Here is a 21543-nt window from a genome sequence, read left to right on the forward strand (position 1 = left end):
TGGCCTCGGACTCCACCGGCAACGTGTTCACGACGGGGAGTTTCATGACCTCGATCGATCTGGGTGGCGGCAGTCAGCTCTCCGCCGGCGGGTTCGACATGTACCTGGGTAAATTCGGGCCGTAGTAGCTCTGCGCGCTTAAGGGGACCGGACCTCCGAAGCCCGCGCCAAAATAAGTTGCAGTACACAGCGATAAACCCTTGGTGTGTTTCTGAGAGGCCAGTCGAAAGACTGGCCTCTTTCTTTTCCCCCTCCGACTCAATCGGTGGCGCAGGCGTCCCTGCCTGTGATCCGCCAGCCCCGCTCTTGTTTTTTCCCCGCCGACTCAATAGAGTCGCCGCATGTCTTCTGGCAGGCTCTTTATCGTCGGCACTCCCATTGGCAACATGGAGGACATCACGCTCCGTGCCCTGCGGGTGCTGCGGGATTCCAGCCTCGTGGCCGCCGAGGACACCCGCCACACGGGGATGCTATTGGCCCGCCATTCGATCAGGAAACCCCTTGTCAGCTACCACGAGTTCAACGAGGCCAAACGTACCGCCGAATTGCTCAAGGAGCTGCAGCAGGGCCGCAGCATCGCCTTGGTCTCGGATGCGGGGATGCCCACCGTCTCCGACCCGGGCCAGCGCCTGATCCGTGCCGCCATCGATGCCGGTATCGCCGTGGAGGTCATCCCCGGCGTCTCGGCCATCACCATGGCACTGACCGGCAGCGGGCTCGGCGGCGGGCATTTTATGTTCTACGGCTTCCTCCCGCACAAATCCGGGCAGCGCCGTAACGCCCTCACTCGCCTGGCTCCCCTGCCCTACGCGCTGGTCTTCTTCGAGTCGCCCTACCGCCTCGTGAAGAGCCTCCAGGACATGCATGATCAGCTCGGCAATCGCCGCGCCGTCGTCGCCCGCGAGTTGACCAAGAAATTCGAGGAGATCCTCCGCGGCGACCTCGCCGCCATCCTGAAAAAGCTTGAGAACCGCTCCGTCAAAGGTGAAATTACCGTCATCGTCGAGGGTTGCCGCGAATGAACGACCACATCACATTTAATCCGCTCCGTCTTGCTGTTCTTGCCGCCGTGCTGACCCTCCTCACCTTCGGCTGTTCCACCACGACACCACGTGTGGTCGAGGTCAGCAGCCGGACACGGCTCCAGGACGTCGGTCCCGCAGACGAAAAAGCATTTTTCGGCTATGACCAGGCCTCGCGCTTCCGTTACCAGCCTCAGGATCTATCCATCGAGGATCAGCGCGAGGAGTTCTACGTCCGCTGGACACCCGGCAGCGTCAGCCTGGTGAAATTCGAGTATCGACAGGTGGCCAAGGCCGCCACGGTATTCGAGAAGACCTACACGCCGAATGGAGACGTGGCGTATCTTTTCGAGGTGCGGAGGGAAGACTTTCGGGCAGGAGGTTCGGTCTCCGCCTGGCGCGTGACTCTTTGGAATGGTGATCAGCTTGTCGCCGAGAAAAAGTCGTTCCTCTGGTAGATAGCGCCCGCGTTTCTTTATGACCGAGCCAACTGTCATCGCCCGCCTGGAATCGATTGTGGCAGCGCAGCCGCGCAAGGTCTGCATTTTCTGGGGCAAGGACCGCATCACTTATGCGGAATTGGCCGCTCGTATCCATGCTTACGGCGCCCGTTTGCAAGCCGCCTACGCCGTGCGGCCGGGCGATCGCGTGGGGATCCTGCTCAAGAACAGCCCCGAATTCATTTACGCGCTCTATGCCGCCTTGAAGTCGGGCGCGACCGTGGTCCCCATCAATACATTCTTAAAAGCTCCCGAAATCCAGCACATCATTGATGACTGCCAACTCAAGTGCCTGGTTACGTCAGCGGATTTTGACGAGACAATCTTCAAGGTCAAGGGCGTTACCGTGGTTCCACTGGCGGACCTTGGGCAAGGTACTCAAACCAGCGCGCCAAACTGGTCTCCTATCCAGCCGACGGACCTCGCCGTGATCATCTACACCTCCGGCACGACGGGCAAATCCAAGGGCGCGATGCTGACGCACGGCAACATCGCCACCAACGTCCGCAGTTGCATCAAGGCCCTTGAACCAACGAAAGCCGACCGTCTCACCCTCCTGCTTCCGATGTTTCACAGCTTCATGCTGACCGTGTGCATCTTCACCCCGCTTTCGGTCGGCGCGGGTATCGTGTTGATCAAATCCGTCCAGCCGTTCAAGCTGGCAATGCGCGAGATCATTCGGAACCGCGCCACGATTCTGGTGGGCATTCCGCAGTTGTTCCAGGCGCTGGCGGACGCCAAAATCCCCTTCTGGCTGCATTGGGTGCTGAAACTGCATCTGGCCGTTTCCGGGGCCGCTCCCCTGCCCGGCGAGACTCTCGCCAGATTCGATCGCAAATTCCACTTCCCCCTGCTGGAAGGGTATGGACTGAGCGAGGCGTCGCCCGTGGTGTCCTTCAACCCCATCCGCGGCGTCCGCAAGGCGGGCTCGGTCGGCCTGCCACTGCCCGACGTGCAGGTGAAGATATTCGACGACCATGGCCAGGAACTGCCCGCCGGACAGGTGGGCGAGATCGTCGTGAGCGGTCCGAATGTTATGCGTGGTTATTACAATCACGCCGAGGAAACAGCCGCCGCCCTACGCGAAAACTGGCTGCACACCGGCGACATGGGGAAGAAGGATGATGACGGTTACATCTACATCGTGGACCGCCGCAAGGAGATGCTGCTGGTGCGCGGCATGAACGTGTACCCGCGCGAGATCGAGGAAGTCTTGCACCAGTTCCCCAATGTTCGCGAAGTCGCGGTTGTCCCGAAGCCCGACGAGAAGCGCGGCGAAGTCCCCATCGCCTTCGTTAGCCCGACTGAAGGCGCAAAACTTGTGTCGAGCGAGATTCTAAGCTTCTGCCGTGATCGTCTCGCCGACTACAAAATCCCCCGTGAAATCCGCATCGTGGAAGCCCTACCAAGAACGGCCACCGGCAAGATCGCCAAGCTGGAACTGAAGAAGCAGGTGTAATCCGGTCGTTCCTGTAGCGGCGTTCTGTGAGCGCCAACTTCAGACGTCTCCCACGCTACCACCGCTGGCAAGCTTCGCGGTAGCTTTCCACGTTGCGCTTTAACTCGCGCACGCTGTCGCCGCCGAACTTGTCGAGCAACGCCTTCGCCAGCTCGACCGCGACGACCGCCTCCCCGATGACCGCCGCCGCCGGCGTGGCACAGACATCGGAACGTTCCACCGTGGCCTTTACTTCCTGCCCGGTCTGGATATCCACGGACCGCATCGGCTTCATGAGCGTCGACAATGGTTTCATGGCGACGCGGACGACAACCGGCTGACCGTTGGTCATGCCACCTTCAAAACCCCCAGCGTTGTTGCCCGCGCGGGTGAAGACCCCGTCCTGCGCCGGTAGGATTTCATCGTGGACCTGCGAACCAAAGCGGCGCGCTGCTTCAAATCCGAGCCCCACCTCGACACCTTTCATGGCCTGGATGCTCATCAAGGCCCGGGCCAGGTTCGCATCGAGCTTCCGGTCCCAATGAACGTGGCTGCCGAGCCCAATCGGGACACCGACCGCGATCACCTCAAACACACCGCCGATCGTATCGCCCTGACCTTTGGCTATATCAATGGCCTCGATCATCTTCTTCTCGGCTTCGGGATCGGCGCAGCGAACCTCACTGGCTTCGCTCCGCTCGCGGATTTGCGCGAATGTCAGTCCATCTGTCTTTGCCTGTACCGTGCCGAGACTGACGATGTGGCCGACGATGTCGACGCCGACTTCGGCGAGCAGTAGTTTGCAGACCCCGCCGATTGCCACACGCATCGTGGTCTCCCGCGCGCTGGAGCGTTCCAGGATATCGCGTGCGTCCTGGCGGTCATATTTTATAACGCCGGCAAGGTCGGCATGGCCGGGACGCGGTTTCGTGACGGCCGGCAGTTCGTTGATCTTGAAGTCACGGTTTTTCACCATCAACGTGACGGGAGAGCCAATGGTTTCGTCGTGGCGCACCCCCGATACGATCTCCGCCTCATCGGCTTCAATCTTCATACGACCGCCGCGTCCATAGCCCTGCTGACGGCGAGCGAGGTCGCGATTGATGGCGGCGCGATCCAATTTCAGGCCGGCCGGCAGGCCTTCGACCACGCCAATCAGGCATTGGCCGTGCGATTCGCCCGCGGTGAAGTAACGCAATTGCGGCATTGTTATCCTTGAATGAAACCCAGGTACCACTTCATAATCTCGCGTCCGCAGTACATCCACAGCAACGCGCCCAGCGCGATGTACGGCCCGTACGGGATGCGGCTCTGCCATCCCTTTTTGCTCCCGATCACCAGAATCAACCCGATGACTCCCCCGAGCATGGACGACACGAATACCGTGAAGAGCGTCGCCTGCCACCCGAAAAACGCTCCAATGGCCGCCAGAAATTTCACGTCTCCCATTCCCATGGCTTCTTTCTTGAAGATTATCTCTCCCACCGTCGCAACGACCAGCAGCGTCACGCCGCCAACCAACACTCCCAGAACCGACCGCACAACCGACATCTGGAGCGAATTCGCGCCCATCAGCGGCGGATACACGATGCTGAGCAGCAGACCCACGACGATCCCGCCGAGCGTAATCTCGTTAGGGATAATATAGTGCTCAAAGTCGATAAACGTTGCAACGATTAAACCGGCAATCACCATCCAATAAATCGGCGCTTTCAGGAAGTAAATGCCGTGTACGGGCGGATCGTCCCACTGTGTTAGCTTCAGCCACATTAGCAGGAACAACACCGCAGTTAATAGTTCCACGATGAAGTAGCGCGGGCTGATTTTCGCGCCACAGTTGCGACATTTGCAACGTAGCGCCAGGTAACTAAAGAGCGGGATGTTGTCGGCCCAACGGATGCGCTGGTCGCAGTGCGGGCAATGCGATGGCGGAAAGACAATCGATTGATCGAGAGGCATCCGGTGAATGCAGACGTTGAGAAAGCTCCCGACGACCGCGCCAAACGCAAAGACGAGGAAATCGATGTAGAGCTGCAGCCCGGTCACGCTTTTTCCCCGTAGACCGCCGCCCGCAACGCCCGGCGCATGACCGCCAGCGGCGCCTTCCGCTTGGTCCAAATCTCGAACGACCTGGCGCCCTGGTGCAATAGCATGCTCAGTCCGTTCGCGACTTTCGCGCCCGCGCTCTCCGCGACACGCAGCAACTCCGTCTCCGCAGGACGATAAATTGTGTCGTACAGATGCAAGCGTGGCGAAAAGAGCTCCGCGCCAAGCCCGAGCAATTCGCCTCCTTGCAGGCCAACCGATGTGGCGTTCACCACGAGATCGACCTCGTGGATCACCTTGCGGATCTCGTCTGCCGCAAGTTTGAGCGGCAGGAACTCGCTCTTCGTCCCGCGAATTTCGTTCGCAATGGGCTCGATCCGCGCCAGCGTGCGGTTGGCGACGATGACCCGGGCGGCTCCGTCCAGCGCGCATTTCACAGCGATCCCCCGCCCCGCTCCGCCTGCGCCGAGCACCAGCACTCGTTTGCCCTTGATGGACAGGTTGAAGTCCTCTTTGATCGCCTTGAGAAAACCGTAGCCGTCGGTATTGAACCCGCGCAGCCTTCCTTTTTCCATGGTGACGGTGTTGACCGCCCCCAATTTCCGGGCTTCCGCGTCGAGCTCATCGACACAGTCGAGGGCCAGAATTTTGTGCGGCAGAGTCAAATTGATTCCCACCACACCCATGTCGCTTGCGCCGCGCAACGCCGAGCGCAAATTCTGTGGATCGACATGCAACGCCAGGTACACCCAATTCATATCGAGCGCCGCGAAGGCGGCGTTGTGCATCGCGGGAGATGCGGTGTGCTTGATGGGCGCGCCGAAAACGCCGACAATCGTTGTTGAGCCGTCAATGTGCATGAAAATCAAACCGAGGCAGGTTGTGGTGAACGCGCCTCATTGCATCAGGGTAGCGATTATAAAGCAACAACGAGGCTGTTGAGAAGCTCAAGAATCGGCCTCGGCCAGACGCCCAGCAGGACGACGGCCAATGCGACGAGGCCCAATGCCACATTCAGGTATGTCGGGGTGATGATGCGAGCCTGGTCCTCGCTTTCAACCACGTAGATATGCTTGAGCAGCACGAGATAATAGTAAAGCGAAACGGCACTCATGAGGATGCCCAACACCACCAACCATAAGAGTCCGAAGTTCTGCGCGTCACGCTGGATCGCCGACGCGAAAAGGTAGAACTTGCCCAGGAATCCGCCCAGCGGTGGGATCCCTGCCAGCGAAAGCACAAAGATCAACATCAGCGATGACAGAAACGGCGCCCGCTTCGCCATGCCGTCGAAGTCCTGCAGCTCATCGCCACCGGCGCGACTGGACAGCGCGGCCACCACACCGAACGCGCCCAGATTCGTCAGCGAATACACGATAATGTAGAAGAGAACGGAGGTCGCGCCCATCCGCGAAGCCGCGACAAGTCCGATGAAAATGTAGCCTGCGTGCGCGATGCTGGAATACGCCAACAGCCGTTTCACGTTCCGCTGTACAATGGCCGCGCAGTTCCCGAGCACCATGCTCAAGGCACCCGTGATGGCCAGCAGCATCGTCCAGCCCGAAGAGAAATGACCCCAGAACGCCGAACCTTCCAGCCCCGCGAAGCCGATAAAGAGCACCTTCAACAGCACGAAGAAGCTGGCGACCTTCGATCCCGTCGCGATAAATGCGGTGACCGGCGTCGGCGCGCCTTCATAGGCATCGGGCGCCCACAAATGAAATGGCACGGCAGCGACTTTGAATCCAAAGCCGATAATAACAAAGAGCATCCCCGTTGCCAGCAGCGGACTCATCCCAACTCCGCTGTTCTTCACCGCCTCCCGGATCCCGTGCAAACTGGTCGCGCCGGTCACTCCATACACATAACTCAACCCGAACAAGAGAAACGCAGACGAAATCGCGCCGAACATAAAGTACTTGAGTGCTGCCTCCTGGGAGCGCAGTTCACTTTTGTGAAAAGCCGTCAGGATGTACAGGGAAATGCTGGTCAGTTCGAGTGCGACGAAGATCGTTAGCAACTCTTCCGCGCTGATAAGCAGCATCATCCCGATCGCGCCAAACAGCATCACCGCGAAATATTCACCAACATGTCGCCCCACGTCGTAATCCATTGAGATCAAGACGGTGATCAACGTCAGCGCCACGATCACGAGTTTAAACACCATGATCAAATCATCGACGGCCAGTGTGCCGCCCAACAGCACCGTTCGCGGATGGCCAAGCTGCTGCCACAGAGGAATGAACGACGCCAACAGACCGATGACGGCCACCGTGCCGATGGTCCGCCTGCGCATGACGGGCTCGGCGCGGCGCAACGACGCCAGATCCAGCGTTAACGCGGCGAGCGCAGCGACAGCCAGCATTGCCTCCGAATTCAGGGCCTTGAAAATCTCGAGATAGGAAATCGGCGTCATTGCCCACCTCGTAAAAACAGTTCCACGTTGGCCTTGATCATGTTGAGCATGATCGACGGATACAGCCCGACGATCACCAGCAACGCCATCAGGATGACCGCCGCGACGCCCTCCGGCAGCGTAATCGGCGGTAACGGCGGATGCGAACTGCTTTCGTCACTATGTCCGTGTCCATGTCCGCCAGCGGGTTCGTCCCGTTCCATGAATACTTTGTTATTCGCATTGAGAATGTAAGCGACGGTGATCGGGATACTCAGTCCGGCGGCAAGAGCCAGCAGCGGATGCATTTGAAAAGCACCCGCAAGGATCTGGTATTCCGCAACAAATCCACTAAAACCCGGCATACCCATCGAGGCCGCGCCGCCAATTACGAACGTAACGCACGCAAAAGGAATGACCTTGGCCAGTCCGCCTAATTCGTCCAACTGTCGCGTGTGCGTCCGGTCGTAAACCATGCGGCCGACGACCGCAAACAACAGGCTGGCGACAATACCGTGAGAGAACATCTGTAGGACAGCGCCCGACATGCCCATGACATTGAGCGTTGCCAGCCCGAGCAACACGAAGCCCATGTGACTGACGCTCGAGTAACCAATGATAAACTTGAAATCCTTCTGCACCAGCGCCACTCCAGCGCCGTACACGATGCCGATTACCGCCAGTATCGCAATCCACCATTTCCAGTGCTCGAGACCCTGAGGAAATAAAAGCATGGCGGCGCGAAAACAGCCATATGACCCGAGTTTCATCACAACACCCGCAAGCAACATCGAGGCCGCTGTTGGGGCGGCCACGTGGCCCGTGGGCGCCCACGTGTGGAATGGCCACATGCCCGCCAGAACCGCGAAACCAACGAAGATCAATGGGAACACCCAAATCTGCACTGCGGGCGCCAAGGGGTGTTTGACAAGTTCAAGGATATCAAACGTCTGCCCGCCGGCGCTGAAGAAGACGGCCAAAATGCCGATAAACACAAGCGCACTACCCACAAACGAGTACAGCACCAGCTTCATTGCGCCGTACTCCTTGCGGGTTGAGCCCCAGATCGCAATGACGAAGTACTTCGGGATGATCGCCAATTCGTAAAACACGAATAACAGAAACAAATCCATCGACATAAACACGCCGTATACACCGGCGATCAACGTCAGGAAGAACGCAAAGAATTCTTTGACCCGATTCTCGATGTTCCAACTGAACAGGATGCCCGTCACGCACACGAAGCCGTTCAAAATGATGAGCGGGAAGCTGATGCCATCAACCGCCAGGTGGTAGTTCACGTTAAGCGCGGGAATCCAGGGGACATTTACAAGGTCCCGTAAGCCAACGGTCAGCCTGCCGTCGTGGGCCGCGAGCTCCGCGTTAACCCACGCATTGTAGTCGAAATAATTCTTCAGGCCAACAAGCAGGGCAGCTACCCCGGTCAACAGCGCGACCCAGCGGATGAGGTTCTTCGAGTCGCGTGGCAACAACAGGATCAGGCCCGCGCCGAGGAACGTCAGATAAATTGTCCAATCAACTTGCATGATTTCGTCAGTGTCCCAGGTTCTGGAACAAACCCACCAGTTGCACTACAGCTTTGTTGGAAGCGTCGAGTAATGGCCCTGGATAGAGGCCAATCCAAAACATGAAGAACATCAGGATGGCGATGATGGAAATCTCGCGCGTGTTCATGTCGGTGAGCCCCTTCCACTTCTCGTTGAGCGGGCCGAAGCAAACCTTTTGCATCATCCCGAGCAGAAACACGCCGGTGATGACCAGTCCGATGGTTGCCAGCGAGGATACCAGCGGGACAATGGGGAAAGCGCCTTTGAATACGAGGAATTCGCCCACGAACCCGTTGAGACCGGGCAATCCCAGTGACGAGAACATGGAGATGCCCAGTACCCCCGCGTAAATCGGCATGATTTTTCGAAGCCCGCCGTACTCTTCCAGTTTGCGCGTGTGTGTGCGGTCGTAGATGACGCCGACGAGAAAGAACAATGCCGCCGAGCTGATTCCGTGGTTGAACATTTGCAAGATAGCGCCGTTCAGTGCCGCGGCCTTCTCGTTGACTATGTCCGTCACGTTGGCCGCCGTGGCCACAGTCACGAAAATGCCGAGCATCGCGTAGCCCATGTGGTTTACGGAGGAATACGCAACGAGGCGCTTGAAGTCAGTCTGCGCCAAGGCCGCGTACGCGCCAAAGACGATGCTGGCCAACGCCAAGAATAGCAGGACGTTAACATGTGCTTGCACTTGATAAGGAAAAATCGGCAACACGATCCGCAAAAACCCATACACGCCCATCTTCAGCAAGATTGCGGCGAGGACCATGGAACCGCCCGTGGGCGCCTGGGTATGCGCATCCGGCAGCCACGTGTGAAACGGCCAGATGGGCACTTTGATGGCGAAGCCGAGGAATGTGCCCCAGAACAATAGCGAGGCAAAGCGCGCCGAATCGATGTGCATTCCAATATGCGTGTTGATGCCCTCGACGAACTTTCCGAGGGCCGCAGCCAACTCGCCCGACGCCGCCATCTGTCGTAGCTCAATGAAATCGAGGGAACCATGACCCGCGTTGGTGGTCGCGAGATAAATGAAAGCAAAGGCCAGCAGCATTCCCACGCTACCAGCCAACGTGTACAGGAAGAACTTGAAGGACGCGTAGGTTCGGTCTTCCGCGCCCCAAATCCGGATCAGGAAGAACATCGGGATGAGTCCCAACTCCCAGAAGATGAACCAATGGAAGAAGTTGAGTGCGGTGAAGACGCCGAACATGCCGGTTTCGAGCAGTAGAAACAGCAGAAAAAACAATTTCACATTGCGTTCCTGCTTCCAAGACGCCAGTAACGCCAGCGGCATGATGATTGCCGTCAGCAAAACCATGGTTATGCTCAGGCCGTCAACAGCGAGGTGGTAATCCACGTTCATGGCGGTGATCCACGTTGATCGCTCTTCAAACATCAACCCGGCATTCGGATCGAAATGATGCCAGACAACGTGCGTCAGGCACAGCGAGACGAGACTGGCGACCAGTGAAACGACCTTGATCGCGCCCTTGCTGTCTTTCGGCAGCAACAACACCAGCGCCGCACCGACCAGCGGGGCAAAGGTGATGAGCGACAAAATAGGAAATGACGTGTTGGGGCTCATGAGTAGAAGTAGATCAGCAACAGGATCGCCGCCCCGAGACTCAACACACGGAAATAATTCTGCACGCGACCGCTTTGCAGTTTCGCCAGGATCTTTCCTCCCGAGCGGACACTCTCACAACCGGAATCAAAGCCGTTGTTGATGAAGAGTTCATCTCCGCCCCAGAGGAAAACCTGCGAGATGCCCCACGCGATCCAGGAGATCGCATGCAACGTTCCATCGACCACAAATTTGTCGAAGAAACGGAAGAACGTGGCGCACGCTGCGGTGAACCTGAAAATGGTCGCTTCGTACAATTCGTCGATGTACCACTTGCGGTTGAGAAAGGTGAACAATCCGGCCGGCATCGCCGCGAGCGGGTCTGGCTCGGAAGCGTGCTCCATCGTCTTGCGCCCGTACACCACCCACCCGAAGAAAATGCCCAACAATCCGACGGCGATCGACAAGCCCATAACTATGGGTTTACCGCCGAGAGCTTCGCTCTCCTCGACTCCAAGATAACTCCCAAATTTGTGGCTGAAAAAGCCCAGCCCGATGGCGAATACGCTCAACACGGCAATGGGCAGCCACATATTCCAGGGCACTTCGTGCGGTTCGCCGTGATGGCCATGTCCGTGATCCTCGTGTGCGTCGTGGTGGCCATGGCCATGGTCACCTTCTCCGCCGCGCCATTTGCCTGCAAAAACCATGAACATTTGCCGCGTCATATAGAAGGCGGTCAGGAATGCCGCAAACGTCGCCAGGCCCCACGCGTACTTGTTGCGTTGGAAGGTCGCTAGCAACACCTCATCTTTCGAGAAGAACCCCGCAAAGGGTGGGACACCCGCCAACGCCAGCATGCCGACGAGATAACACCAGAAGGTAATGGGCATATACTTCTTGAGCCCGCCCATCTTGCGCATGTCCTGTTCGTGGTGCGTCCCGATAATTACGCAGCCCGAACCCAGGAAGAGCAGCGCCTTGAAAAACGCATGCGTCAGCAGGTGGAATTGTCCGGCGGGGAGACTGCCCGCTCCCAACGCCATCACCATGAACCCGAGCTGCGAACAGGTCGAATACGCCAGGACCCGTTTGATATCGAACTGCGCGACGGCTATCGTCGCCGAAAACACCGCCGTGAAACAACCGATCCACATCACGAAGTCCATTACCCAGGCGCCCGGTTCTGCCGTGAAAAGCGGGTACATGCGACCCACCATGAACACGCCTGCCGCCACCATCGTCGCGGCATGGATCAGCGCGCTTACCGGTGTCGGGCCTTCCATCGCGTCGGGCAACCACACGTGCAACGGAAATTGCGCGCTCTTGCCCATCGCGCCAATGAAAAGCAGGAAGGCAATCGTGCTTGCTGCAGACAAACCCCACCAGCCTGCCAGGTGAGCCAGGCTACCGGCCTGCTGCAGCGCCCCGGTGCCGTCTGCCGCGTATAGATTCAATGTTCCCGTCTTCCAGTACAGCATCAGGATACCGAGGAAGAACCCCACGTCGCCAATGCGCGTGGTGATGAACGCCTTCTTCATCGCGGCGGCCGCCGATGGCTTGAAATACCAAAAACCAATGAGCAGATAGCTGCACAGGCCGACCAGTTCCCAGCACATGAACAAGAGGAGCAGGTTGTTCGAGATGACCAAGCCAAGCATCGAGGCGGCAAACAATGACAGGAAACAGAAGAACCGGGTAAAGTTCTCGTCGTCGTGCATATAACCGGTTGCGTTGACGAAAATCCAGAACCCGACGAATGACACCATAGCTGCCATGCCTGCCGTCAACGGATCGAGGATGAGCCCTAGATCAAGACTCGTATTGCCAAACTTAAACCAGGTGAAATTCCAAATCGCCCGCTGGACTTCCGTGTGCTCACCACTACCGAGTGTGGCGAAAAAGGCGCGCAACGCAAAAACGCAGGACAAACCCATCGCGCCGATCGTCAGGGTCGCCGAGAGCTTCCGATGGGGGCGCTTCAGTAAAGATTGGATAGCGGCGGCCACCAGTGGAAAAAATGGAATCAACCACTGTTGCCTAACCAATTCGTCGATGTACCGGGCTTCGTTCATCTACCCCTTCAAGCTCCTCATCTCATCAACATCGATCGACTGGTAGTGACGATACACGGCAATCACCAGCGCCAGGCCGATGGCCGACTCCGCCGCGGCGATGGAAATCGCGAAGATGGCAAACATCTGCGCGGTCAGCGACGCGAAATACTTGTAGTGCCAGAAAGCGACAAAGTTCAGGATGCCCGCATTGAACATGATTTCGATGCCCATCAGCACGATGATCGCGTTCTTGCGCGACAGCGCGCCGCACAAACCGATGGCGAAGAGAAACGCCGAGAGCATCAGGTAATGGGCCAGGGAGACAGTCATCGCTTACGAATGACCTCCTCCAGGGCGATAACCACCGCGCCGATCAATGCCGCCGTCAACAGCACCGCCATCGCCTCCAATGGCACAAGCCAGTCCGCGACGAACGCCCTGCCGATTTCCGCGATGGAGGTACTGGCCGTACCCACCGGCAATATCGAGGTAAGCGGATCTTTGCCGATGATCGCCCACAGCAAGCCGGCGATAATGACCGCGGTGCCCATGCCCGCCCACCATTTACCGCCGAGCACCTCGCGCGGACCTTCCGTGCCGGTGACGTGGCGTGTCAACATGATGGCGAACAGAATCAGCACGGCAACCGCGCCAATATAAATGAGCACCTGCACCGCAAAGAGAAAGTCCGCGCGCAAGAGGAGGTAGTGTCCCGCAATGCCGAGGAAGAACAGGATCAGCGACAAGACGCAATGCACGAGATTGCGCATCGTAATCGCCAGGATGGCGCCGATGACTGTGATTGCGGAAAGGATCCAGAAGGCGATTTCCATGATAATCAGGAGGCGTACCGGTATTCCCGTTTCTCGATTGTCTCGGAAGCCGCGAGTTTGGAGAGGGTGACAAACCAGAGAACAAGCCAGAGGGTGGTCACGATCCACGCGATGTACCGCACGGTTATATAATGCCACATCGCGACGGCAATAATATTGACGATCGACATCGGCAGCAGGACCTTCCACGCAAAGCTCATCAACTGGTCGACGCGCACGCGCGGCCAGGTGCCGCGAATCCAAATCGTCAACACAATCATGCCTCCCAGCTTGGTAAAGAACCAAAACATGGAAATCAAGCCACCCAGGACACCGGGGCCACTGCCGGGACCGTTGTAGCCGCCGAGGAACATCGTCACCGTGATGCCCGCCATCGCAATGGACGCGAGGTATTCGCCGAGTTGAAAGAGCGCGAACTTGAAGCCGCTATACTCGGTATGATAACCCGCGATGATCTCCGATTCCGCCTCGGGAATGTCAAACGGCGTGCGGGCTGACTCCGCCATCGCTCCAATCGTGAAAAGAGCGAACCCAACAAATCCCCACGGACGGAACACGAACCAGTGCGAGACGTTGAGGATTCCCCCGCTCTGTGCTTTGGCAATGGCCAGCGTGGAAAGCGAGCCTGCCGCCATCACCACCGCCACGGCTGCCAGCACCATGGGAACTTCGTAGGAAACAACCTGCGCCACCGCACGCATCGCACCCAGCAGCGAGAACTTGTTGCGTGACGCCCAACCACCCATGAAAAGCGCCAGTACACTGGCCGTACTGATGGCGAACGCGAACAGTATGCCGATGTTGAGATCGACCGGAACGAGTCCCGCGCCAACCGGTACCACCGCGAAAAGCAGTACAGACGGGATTACCGCAATGACCGGGGCGAGAAAGTGGACGAACTTATCGGAACTCCGCGGGACAATATCTTCCTTGGTCAGCAGCTTTACGCCATCCGCGATTGGTTGGAGGATGCCCCAGCGACCAACGCGGTTCGGGCCGATGCGGTTTTGGATCCGACCGAGTGCCTTGCGTTCAACCAGCGTGGTGTAGGCGAAGATGCCGGGGAACACGGCAACGACAAAGAGGATGGGAACCGCGATCGCGACCGCCCAGATGAACCATTCCGGCGGATTGGAAAGAAAACCGGCGATGGGCTTCCCGATCCAGGGCAACCACCCCAGCAGGTACGACAAAAGCTTCAATAATTGTGGTGCGACTTTGTAAACCTGATCCATGCTTCGTCAGTCAGCCCGAATCGGGCGCGCTTCTTATAGGAAAACCCCCGTCCCCTGTCAAACCCGCTTCCTCACCGGAACGACAGCCGAACTGTGACGCTACCCTTACAACTTCCCTGCCTCCTGCATCAGCTTCTTGAGCATATTGGCAGTTTCCGCTTCTCCTGGCAGGCACAGTGACAAATCGGTCTCCGCCCCCGTGGCAATCGCATCCGCATAGCCGCGACAATCGTAACCGCAGGCATGGCAATCAGTCTGCGCCATGGCAGCCATCAACTTGTCGGCGATGGGTGTGTCCTTTGCCAAATCAAGCCGCTGCTGCATTCCAAGTCCCGGATCGTGCCATGGCCAGCCACCCGCCGGTGCTTCGGCAGCGGGTGCCGCCTCGGTTGCCGGCGCCGCTTCAGCGGCCTGCGCTACCGGCCCTTCGGTGGCTGGGGCTGCGGCTGCAGGCGCAACGCCTGCGCCACCAGATCCTGCAACAGCCGCAAGGTATCCGCTGAGCCACTGGCGCTGCTCGGGCGTGAACGGCGCATCGTCTGGAATCGCAACTCGCGCCGTCGGGGCTGCTGTTGCCGCGGGCTTCGGCGCTACGGGAGCGGCCGGCTTGGGCGCTGGTGCCGCGGGTTTTGCTCCCGCCGGTGCTGCCTTCTTCGCCTTCTTTTCCGCTTCAGCTTTCAGTTTGGCGTCGACGGCGGAAGCCTCGGTCGGTTTGATCTTATTATAGAACTCGTTGGACTTCAGCAGTTCGGGCAAATGTTCGACAAGCTCATCGAAACGTCCGTACTGCGACTTCTCGTAATTGTTGTCCATCTTGATCGCGTCGAACGGGCAGACCTCCACGCAAATCTGGCACTGCATGCAGACGCTGATATCGATGTCGAACACCTTCGGGCGTTGCTGCGGTTTGCCCTTCTCGTCGCGATCCATGACGATGTAAATGCACTGTGGCGGGCATTCCACCTCGCAAATCTTGCACGCCACGCAACGCATCGAGGCGATCGGATCGCTGTCCTTATCGAACACGAGGAAAGGAAACGTGCGGGAATTCTCGGGAACCTGGACGCGCTCCTCGGGATACTGGACCGTGACAAGGCGTTCCTTGTCAAAATAACTGCCCACAAAGTTGCGGGCCGTCACGACCATGCCCTCGAACAAACCTTTCCCAATGAAGCCCATTAGCGGTCCACCTCCCCGAGCACGATATCGACGCTACCGAGGATGACCACAACGTCAGCCACCTTGTGCCCGACGCACATGTCTTCCAGAATTGTCAGGTTGACGAAACTGGGCGGACGCACATGGTAGCGGTACGGCTGTTTGCCGCCTTCGTCCGAGACGAGATAGAAACCCAGCTCGCCCTTCGGTCCCTCGATGCGGCCGTAGCCGTCGCCGGGCGGAATTTTGAAATTGCGAAGCTTCACCTCGGGCGCGATATGCGGGCCCTGTGGAATATCGCGCAAGGCCTGCTGCAGGATCTTGATGCTCTCGCGCATCTCGAGCACGCGAATGTAGTAGCGGTCATATACATCGCCGATCTCACCCAGCGGGACGCGAAAATCAACGCGTCCGTATACGCCGTATTTATCGACCTTGCGAAGATCATAGTCCACACCGCTGGCGCGGGCCATTGGGCCGCTGATGCCGGCGTTAATGGCCAACTCCTTCGGCAAAACGCCCACGCGCTGTGTGCGGGCGAGCAGGACCTCGTTGTTGGTGAGCAATTTCTCAAACTCATCGAGGAACCGCGGGAACCGGGACGCAATATCTTTCGCGGTCGCCAGGTTTTCATCGGTCATGTTCACGCGCACGCCGCCAAACCGCATGTAATTGCACATCATGCGCGAGCCGCTCACGGCTTCAAACAAATCGAGGATACGCTCGCGTTCGCGGAAGGCGTACAGCAACGGGGTGCCCCACGCACCGAGGTCCTGCAACATGAACCCGATGACGCACGAGTGGTTTAGCAAGCGCGTCAGTTCCGCCATGACCACGCGGATATACTCGGCGCGGTCGGGAACCTTGATACCAGCGAGCTTCTCGACGGCCAGCGCGTACGCCCAGTTGTTGGTCATGGAATTGAAATAATCGAGCCGGTCGGTGTACGGCATCGATCCCAACCAGGCCATGCGCTCGGCCAGTTGCTCGTGATTGCGATGGAGGTAACCCATGACGGGCTTGAGCGCGACGACGGATTCGCCGTCCAGCACGCAGTCCATACGGAACACGCCGTGGGTGCTCGGATGCTGCGGCCCAATGGAAACCTCCAGCGTCTGGGTCTCGATCACGCCGTCGGAACCCGGCGTCAACGTGTACGGCTTTTCGTCTGTGAGTGGCTGGATCATTTCTTTTTTGCCCTCTCCAGCTCTTCCACTGCGGTCGGGGGCATGATACCGCCCTCTTGCACGGCGCGTTGCAGCGTGTCGTCGTGCGGTGTCGGCTCCCACTCGTAATCCGGCGGCGGGACGTAATCCTTGCGCATCGGGAAATCAGTGAACTCGTCCCACATCAGGATGCGCCGCAAATCAGGATGTCCGTCGAACTTCACGCCATACAGGTCGTACGCCTCGCGCTCCTGGAATTCACACGCGCGCCACAATGCGGTCAGTGACGGCACACGACATTGATCGAGTTCACGCGGTGCGCGCACCTTCAAGACGATGGGTCCCTGCTTCTGCGCCACGGAGTACAGATGATAAACGACCTCGACATACCCGGGCTTGTCGGCTTTGGCCGGATAATCAACCGCCGTCACGCACGAACAAAAATCCATCTGGAAGCGCGGGTCTTCCTTAAAGAACTTCCCCACTCCATAGATGTGCTCACGGTCCACGAGCAACGCTGGCTGCTGCGCCGCCGGTGTCGAGTTGATGATCTCGATCTTCGCGCCTGGTACGGCCTGCGCGGCGATCTCCTTGATTTTCTCAATCGCTTCCATCAGCCCTTCTTGACATCCTCCAGCGTCACGTCACGATAATCGCGCGGCGGTTGCCACACCTCGCGATTGGCTGGCGGTTGCAAATCATGTTCGCCGAATGCTGGAATCGGGAATTCGGAGGTCGCATGCTTGTCGTACCACCGCGGTCGTTGGCCCTTTTCGAGGTGCTGGCCCGCAATCTTACGCTGCAACGTCATGATCGCGTGGATCAACGCCTCGGGACGCGGCGGACAACCGGGAATGTGCACGTCCACGGGAATATACCGGTCGATCCCCTTCAAGACGTTGTAGCCGTCCTTAAATGGTCCACCCGAAATCGCGCAGGCGCCCATGGCGATGCAATACTTCGGTTCCGGCATCTGGTTATAGAGGCGGACAACCTGTGGGGCCATCTTCTTCGTGACCGTGCCCGCGACGATCATCAAGTCGGCCTGCCGTGGCGTGGCGCGGAAAACTTCGGCGCCGAACCTGGCCAAGTCGTAGCGGGAGGCGGCGCTCGCGATCATTTCGATGGCACAACACGCCAGGCCAAATTGCAGCGGCCAGATCGAGGATTTGCGGCCCCAATTATAAAGCTGCTCGAACGGGAGAACAAAAATCCCCTGTTTCTGAAGCTCGCTCTTTAGTCCTTCGTCGATTGCCATGGCGAAATCCCTATGACTTCCAATCCAGCGCGCCTTTGGCCCACGCGTAAATAAGCCCTTCGACCAGCAATAACACGAACACCATCATCGCGATAAACGCCCCGAAACTGAGTCCGACAAATGCCACGGCCCATGGGTACAGGAACACCGTCTCGACCGCAAAGATAACGTAGATCAGCGCATAAATGTAGTAGCCGACGCGGAACTGCACCCACGCATCGCCCTTGGAGACCAAACCGCACTCGTAGATGTCATTCTTCGTCGGCGTCGGACGGCGCGGCGCGACAAGGCGCGCGATAACCAGCGGGGCCAATGGGAAGGCCACGGCGACCGCGAGAAACACGGCGATAAACAGGTACTGGCTTGTGTATGAATCCATTATGCGACTGAAATCCTGCCAACCCTCCGACGCTTGTTCCAAATTTCACAATCTACGTAGCAGGATTGCCGAACCTTGTCAAGGCGGTGTCCAGCACCCACTTGCGGCGCCGATGGCGGCGCGGCGGGTTGGCCCAAACTGTGCTAGATTATGGCATCCGGGATGAAGAGAACGGCTACGATTTTGGCGCTGACGGTGTTGGCTACGGGGGCGGGTTGCGCATCTTACGAGACTACCGGATCTCCCAGGGCGGCGCTACCGCTGCCGCCGGAACTTCAGCAATACTACCGTTATCAGTCCACCGAACCGATCGTGTTCGTGCATGCCACGGAGGAGCATTCAGATTACTCCGTAAAAGATGTCACGCTCTTCGTGCCCGGGACCTCCGAGCCTATTCAGATCGTCTGGTTCGTGCCAAATCTGCCGGAACCGCGTCCCCTCATCTTGATCTCGCCTATCCGGGGCAGCGACACCATCGTCGTCGACGACTGCGCGCGAGTCTTCGCGAGTTGTGGTTATCACGCGGCCATCGTCAAGCGCGCCCGTTCCAAATTTGACCCGGACGGGCCGCTCTCGCAGGTGGAAGATACGCTTCGTGCCGCTGTAATCCGCCACCGCCGGGCACTGGACTGGTTGCTCGTACAGCCGGGTGTTGACCCGGACCGGGTTGCTTCCTTCGGGATCAGCTACGGCGCAATTATCGACGCAGCTCTTGCCGCTGTAGAGCCGCGCATCAAAATTCATGTTATCGACCTTGCGGGCGGCCCGCTGGCGGGGGTGATGCGTTCCTCCGACGAACTCAGCTTGCGCCATAGCTGGGATTGCATCCGCAGGGGCCATGATCTGACCGGTAAACAGGTCTATCAAGACCTGCAGGATGTCATCCGCACCGACCCGGTCAAATTGGCCCCGTATGTGTCGCGCGATGACGTGCTGATGCTAATTGCGCGTTTTGATCGTTCGGTCCCGACCCGTTACCAAATCAGGCTCTGGCATGCCCTGGGTAAACCGCGCGCTGATTTCGTGCTACTCGGGCATTACACGTCGATCCTGGCGCTTCCCGCGCATCGCCTCAGTATCATGAACTTCTTCGAAGAAAAGTTTGCCGAGCCGACACAACCATCTGCCCCAGGTGGTATTCAAGCGAAAGAGTAGCTCCGCCCAGCCACTGTTTGAATTCGACGAAAGATCTCCTCGTCTACCTGAGTTTGCGGAACGTTTCCACCGAGCGCTGGAATTGCCGTGCGTCCGCCAGCGGAATGGTCGCGGCACAATTCAACAGGTTGTCTTTGGTCAGGACGAAACACTTTTCCCGGCTGACCATAATGCCGACCAGTTTCCCGTCGCTCGTCACCACGTAGTCCCCGGTATCAGCGCGGTAAGCGGGATTCTCAAACCAGGAAGCGACGCCACGCAGCGGACGTTTGATCACCAAATAGCGGGGATCGGCCAGGTCGGGGGAAGTATCGGCCTCGAAACTCAAGCCCGTAGCGGTGCTCTTGAAGACTTGCAGCTTGCGCTGATCGGTCTGCAGGACGGCTTCGGGACCGGCCAATTCCATGGTGCTCAAGCCGGGCACCGTGCCGCTTAATTCCACCGCCACGACGTGCGGGTCAGCACGCAGCGCACAGGCGGGTGCCGACAGCGTGCCGGTCCACGGTGTTTCACCGGCCTTATCGACGGTATACTTGAGTTGAGTGATCTCGCCGATGTCGCTCAAGGCCCACCACCCAAAGCCTAGTGTTTGGTAATTGGCGACGACAAACGAGCGCCCGCCCACATTAACCACCGGCGGATAGGCCGCTGATTTGAAGCGGGAAGTCGGGGACTCCGGCGTATCACGCTTCCCAATCGCAACCAACAGTTCGAGCCGCGCACCCTTGACGGCCTTGAAGGGACCCGGGCCGCGGGCCTTGATGGACTCAATCTGATCACCCAGTTTGGCGGTTTGCTGGCGCAGCGCTTCCTGACCGCTCTCAATCGTATTCAGGCTCTGCCCGATCTTATCATTCTGCCCGGCCTTAATCAGGGTGTCCATACGCGACTGGAGTTCTTGCTGCCCTTTGGCGACATCGCTGACGGCCTGCATTAGACGGGCTTTCTCGTCGGCATTGAGGCCTGACTGCAGGCCTTTCACGTCTTCGGCCAACGCGGCGACATTCTGTTGCATCGCCTGTTGTTCATCGTGAACGCCAGCGACGTTTTTCTGGATGGTCGCCGGCAAGGTACGGGCAAATTCATCGAGTCGTCCCAGTGTCGAACCCATTTCCTGCTGTTCTTTGGCGACATCGCCAAGCTGCGCCTCGACCCGGTTTTGGGAAGCCCGAACTTCTTCGCTCAACGTGCTAATGGTCGCCTGTTGGCTGGCAACCGTCTGGCCCAACTGTTGGGCGTGCTGTTCGAGTTGTGTTTTTTCCTGTTGAAGCTGGCTCTGCTGGGTCTGCAGCCCGGTGAGTTCCGTCTGGACCTTGGTGAGACTCTCTTTGGCGGCATCGCCTTCCTGCTGGAGTTTGGCCTGCTCGGCAGTGGCGCGGGCGAGTTGACTCGCCACGGTTGTCAGCGCCTGCTCGGTCTGAGCGCGGGCCTGTTCGACGCGGGCCGTCTCTTCGGACAAGGCTTTCAGGTTGGCCTCCCGGGCAGCCAGGGTGGCACTCGTCTCGGTCAGGCGACCGCGAAGCTGTTCGTTTTCAGTGCTGGTCGTGTTGAGTTGGGCTCGCAGGGCTTGCTGCTCGTAATCGCGGTTCCATTCTTCCTGCTGCGCCTGCAGTGCTGCCCCGGAAAACTCTTCATGGACGGCGGGCGGGGCCGAGGTGGCGAACTGCGTCTGCTTACCGCCCGTGCCGATCACGAAGAGCAACAACGAGCACACCAGAAAATCGAGCATGACGATCAGGATAGACGTCTTCATGTTATCCCGTCCC

General features: G+C 58.6%; 19 protein-coding genes and 1 pseudogene. 4 read left to right on the forward strand and 16 right to left on the reverse strand.

Annotated features, from left to right (window positions below; translation table 11 throughout):
• Positions 1-341: 341 nt before the first annotated feature.
• Genes rsmI through VNL17_11580 form a run of 3 tightly spaced genes read left to right on the forward strand, consistent with a single transcriptional unit; the run spans position 342 to position 2981 of the window.
• The gene (gene rsmI, locus VNL17_11570) at positions 342-1022 is read left to right on the forward strand and encodes a 16S rRNA (cytidine(1402)-2'-O)-methyltransferase (protein HXI84714.1); all 681 of its coding nucleotides are present in this window, start codon (positions 342-344) and stop codon (positions 1020-1022) included.
• Positions 1019-1480 (forward strand): hypothetical protein, encoded by a 462-nt coding sequence (locus VNL17_11575; GenBank protein ID HXI84715.1) that lies wholly within the window; start codon positions 1019-1021, stop codon positions 1478-1480. The genes rsmI and VNL17_11575 overlap by 4 nt, the downstream gene beginning before the upstream one ends.
• Positions 1481-1499: 19 nt before the next feature.
• Complete coding sequence (locus tag VNL17_11580) at positions 1500-2981, forward strand: long-chain fatty acid--CoA ligase (protein HXI84716.1); 1482 nt, start codon at positions 1500-1502, stop codon at positions 2979-2981.
• A gap of 55 nt (positions 2982-3036) precedes the next feature.
• Here VNL17_11580 and aroC read toward each other — a convergent pair whose 3' ends face one another.
• The 15 genes and pseudogenes from aroC to ndhC form a co-directional block, all read right to left on the reverse strand.
• Positions 3037-4167, reverse strand: coding sequence for a chorismate synthase (aroC, locus tag VNL17_11585; GenBank protein ID HXI84717.1), 1131 nt, complete (start codon positions 4165-4167; stop codon positions 3037-3039).
• Positions 4168-4169: 2 nt separating this feature from the next.
• On the reverse strand, positions 4170-5006 hold the full coding sequence (locus VNL17_11590) for a prepilin peptidase (protein ID HXI84718.1): 837 nt from the start codon (positions 5004-5006) through the stop codon (positions 4170-4172).
• The gene (aroE, locus tag VNL17_11595; protein ID HXI84719.1) at positions 5003-5866 is read right to left on the reverse strand and encodes a shikimate dehydrogenase; all 864 of its coding nucleotides are present in this window, start codon (positions 5864-5866) and stop codon (positions 5003-5005) included. The genes VNL17_11590 and aroE overlap by 4 nt, the downstream gene beginning before the upstream one ends.
• Positions 5867-5922: 56 nt before the next feature.
• Positions 5923-7422, reverse strand: coding sequence for an NADH-quinone oxidoreductase subunit N (locus tag VNL17_11600; protein HXI84720.1), 1500 nt, complete (start codon positions 7420-7422; stop codon positions 5923-5925).
• Positions 7419-8948 carry an NADH-quinone oxidoreductase subunit M gene (locus VNL17_11605; GenBank protein ID HXI84721.1) on the reverse strand — a complete coding sequence of 510 codons (1530 nt, stop codon included), beginning with the start codon at positions 8946-8948 and terminating at the stop codon, positions 7419-7421. The genes VNL17_11600 and VNL17_11605 overlap by 4 nt, the downstream gene beginning before the upstream one ends.
• Before the next feature lie 7 nt (positions 8949-8955).
• On the reverse strand, positions 8956-10557 hold the full coding sequence (locus VNL17_11610) for an NADH-quinone oxidoreductase subunit M (protein HXI84722.1): 1602 nt from the start codon (positions 10555-10557) through the stop codon (positions 8956-8958).
• Positions 10554-12611, reverse strand: coding sequence for an NADH-quinone oxidoreductase subunit L (gene nuoL / locus VNL17_11615; protein HXI84723.1), 2058 nt, complete (start codon positions 12609-12611; stop codon positions 10554-10556). The genes VNL17_11610 and nuoL overlap by 4 nt, the downstream gene beginning before the upstream one ends.
• Positions 12612-12923: an NADH-quinone oxidoreductase subunit NuoK gene (gene nuoK, locus VNL17_11620; protein ID HXI84724.1), complete on the reverse strand. Its 312-nt coding sequence runs from the start codon at positions 12921-12923 to the stop codon at positions 12612-12614.
• The gene (locus VNL17_11625; GenBank protein HXI84725.1) at positions 12920-13426 is read right to left on the reverse strand and encodes an NADH-quinone oxidoreductase subunit J; all 507 of its coding nucleotides are present in this window, start codon (positions 13424-13426) and stop codon (positions 12920-12922) included. Before VNL17_11625 ends, nuoK begins: the two co-directional genes overlap by 4 nt.
• A 5-nt stretch (positions 13427-13431) precedes the next feature.
• Entirely contained in the window at positions 13432-14661 is a 1230-nt protein-coding gene (gene nuoH, locus VNL17_11630; protein ID HXI84726.1) for an NADH-quinone oxidoreductase subunit NuoH, read from the reverse strand.
• A gap of 105 nt (positions 14662-14766) precedes the next feature.
• The gene (locus tag VNL17_11635) at positions 14767-15840 is read right to left on the reverse strand and encodes a 4Fe-4S dicluster domain-containing protein (protein ID HXI84727.1); all 1074 of its coding nucleotides are present in this window, start codon (positions 15838-15840) and stop codon (positions 14767-14769) included.
• Positions 15840-16949 (reverse strand): NADH-quinone oxidoreductase subunit D, encoded by a 1110-nt coding sequence (locus tag VNL17_11640; protein HXI84728.1) that lies wholly within the window; start codon positions 16947-16949, stop codon positions 15840-15842. The genes VNL17_11635 and VNL17_11640 overlap by 1 nt, the downstream gene beginning before the upstream one ends.
• Positions 16950-17002: 53 nt before the next feature.
• On the reverse strand, positions 17003-17599 hold the full coding sequence (locus VNL17_11645; GenBank protein HXI84729.1) for an NADH-quinone oxidoreductase subunit C: 597 nt from the start codon (positions 17597-17599) through the stop codon (positions 17003-17005).
• A gap of 77 nt (positions 17600-17676) precedes the next feature.
• A pseudogene (locus tag VNL17_11650) lies at positions 17677-18243 on the reverse strand (NADH-quinone oxidoreductase subunit B).
• A gap of 10 nt (positions 18244-18253) precedes the next feature.
• Positions 18254-18622: an NADH-quinone oxidoreductase subunit A gene (gene ndhC / locus VNL17_11655; GenBank protein HXI84730.1), complete on the reverse strand. Its 369-nt coding sequence runs from the start codon at positions 18620-18622 to the stop codon at positions 18254-18256.
• Positions 18623-18772: 150 nt separating this feature from the next.
• Here ndhC and VNL17_11660 point away from each other — a divergent pair, with 150 nt between their 5' ends.
• Positions 18773-19777: a CocE/NonD family hydrolase gene (locus VNL17_11660; protein HXI84731.1), complete on the forward strand. Its 1005-nt coding sequence runs from the start codon at positions 18773-18775 to the stop codon at positions 19775-19777.
• A gap of 43 nt (positions 19778-19820) precedes the next feature.
• On the opposite strand, the gene VNL17_11665 is transcribed toward VNL17_11660, so the two are convergent.
• Positions 19821-21530: a hypothetical protein gene (locus tag VNL17_11665; protein ID HXI84732.1), complete on the reverse strand. Its 1710-nt coding sequence runs from the start codon at positions 21528-21530 to the stop codon at positions 19821-19823.
• Between the last annotated feature and the right edge of the window lie 13 nt (positions 21531-21543).

The sequence above is a fragment of the Verrucomicrobiia bacterium genome, assembly GCA_035577545.1.
Taxonomy (GTDB): Bacteria; Verrucomicrobiota; Verrucomicrobiia; order Palsa-1439; family Palsa-1439; genus Palsa-1439.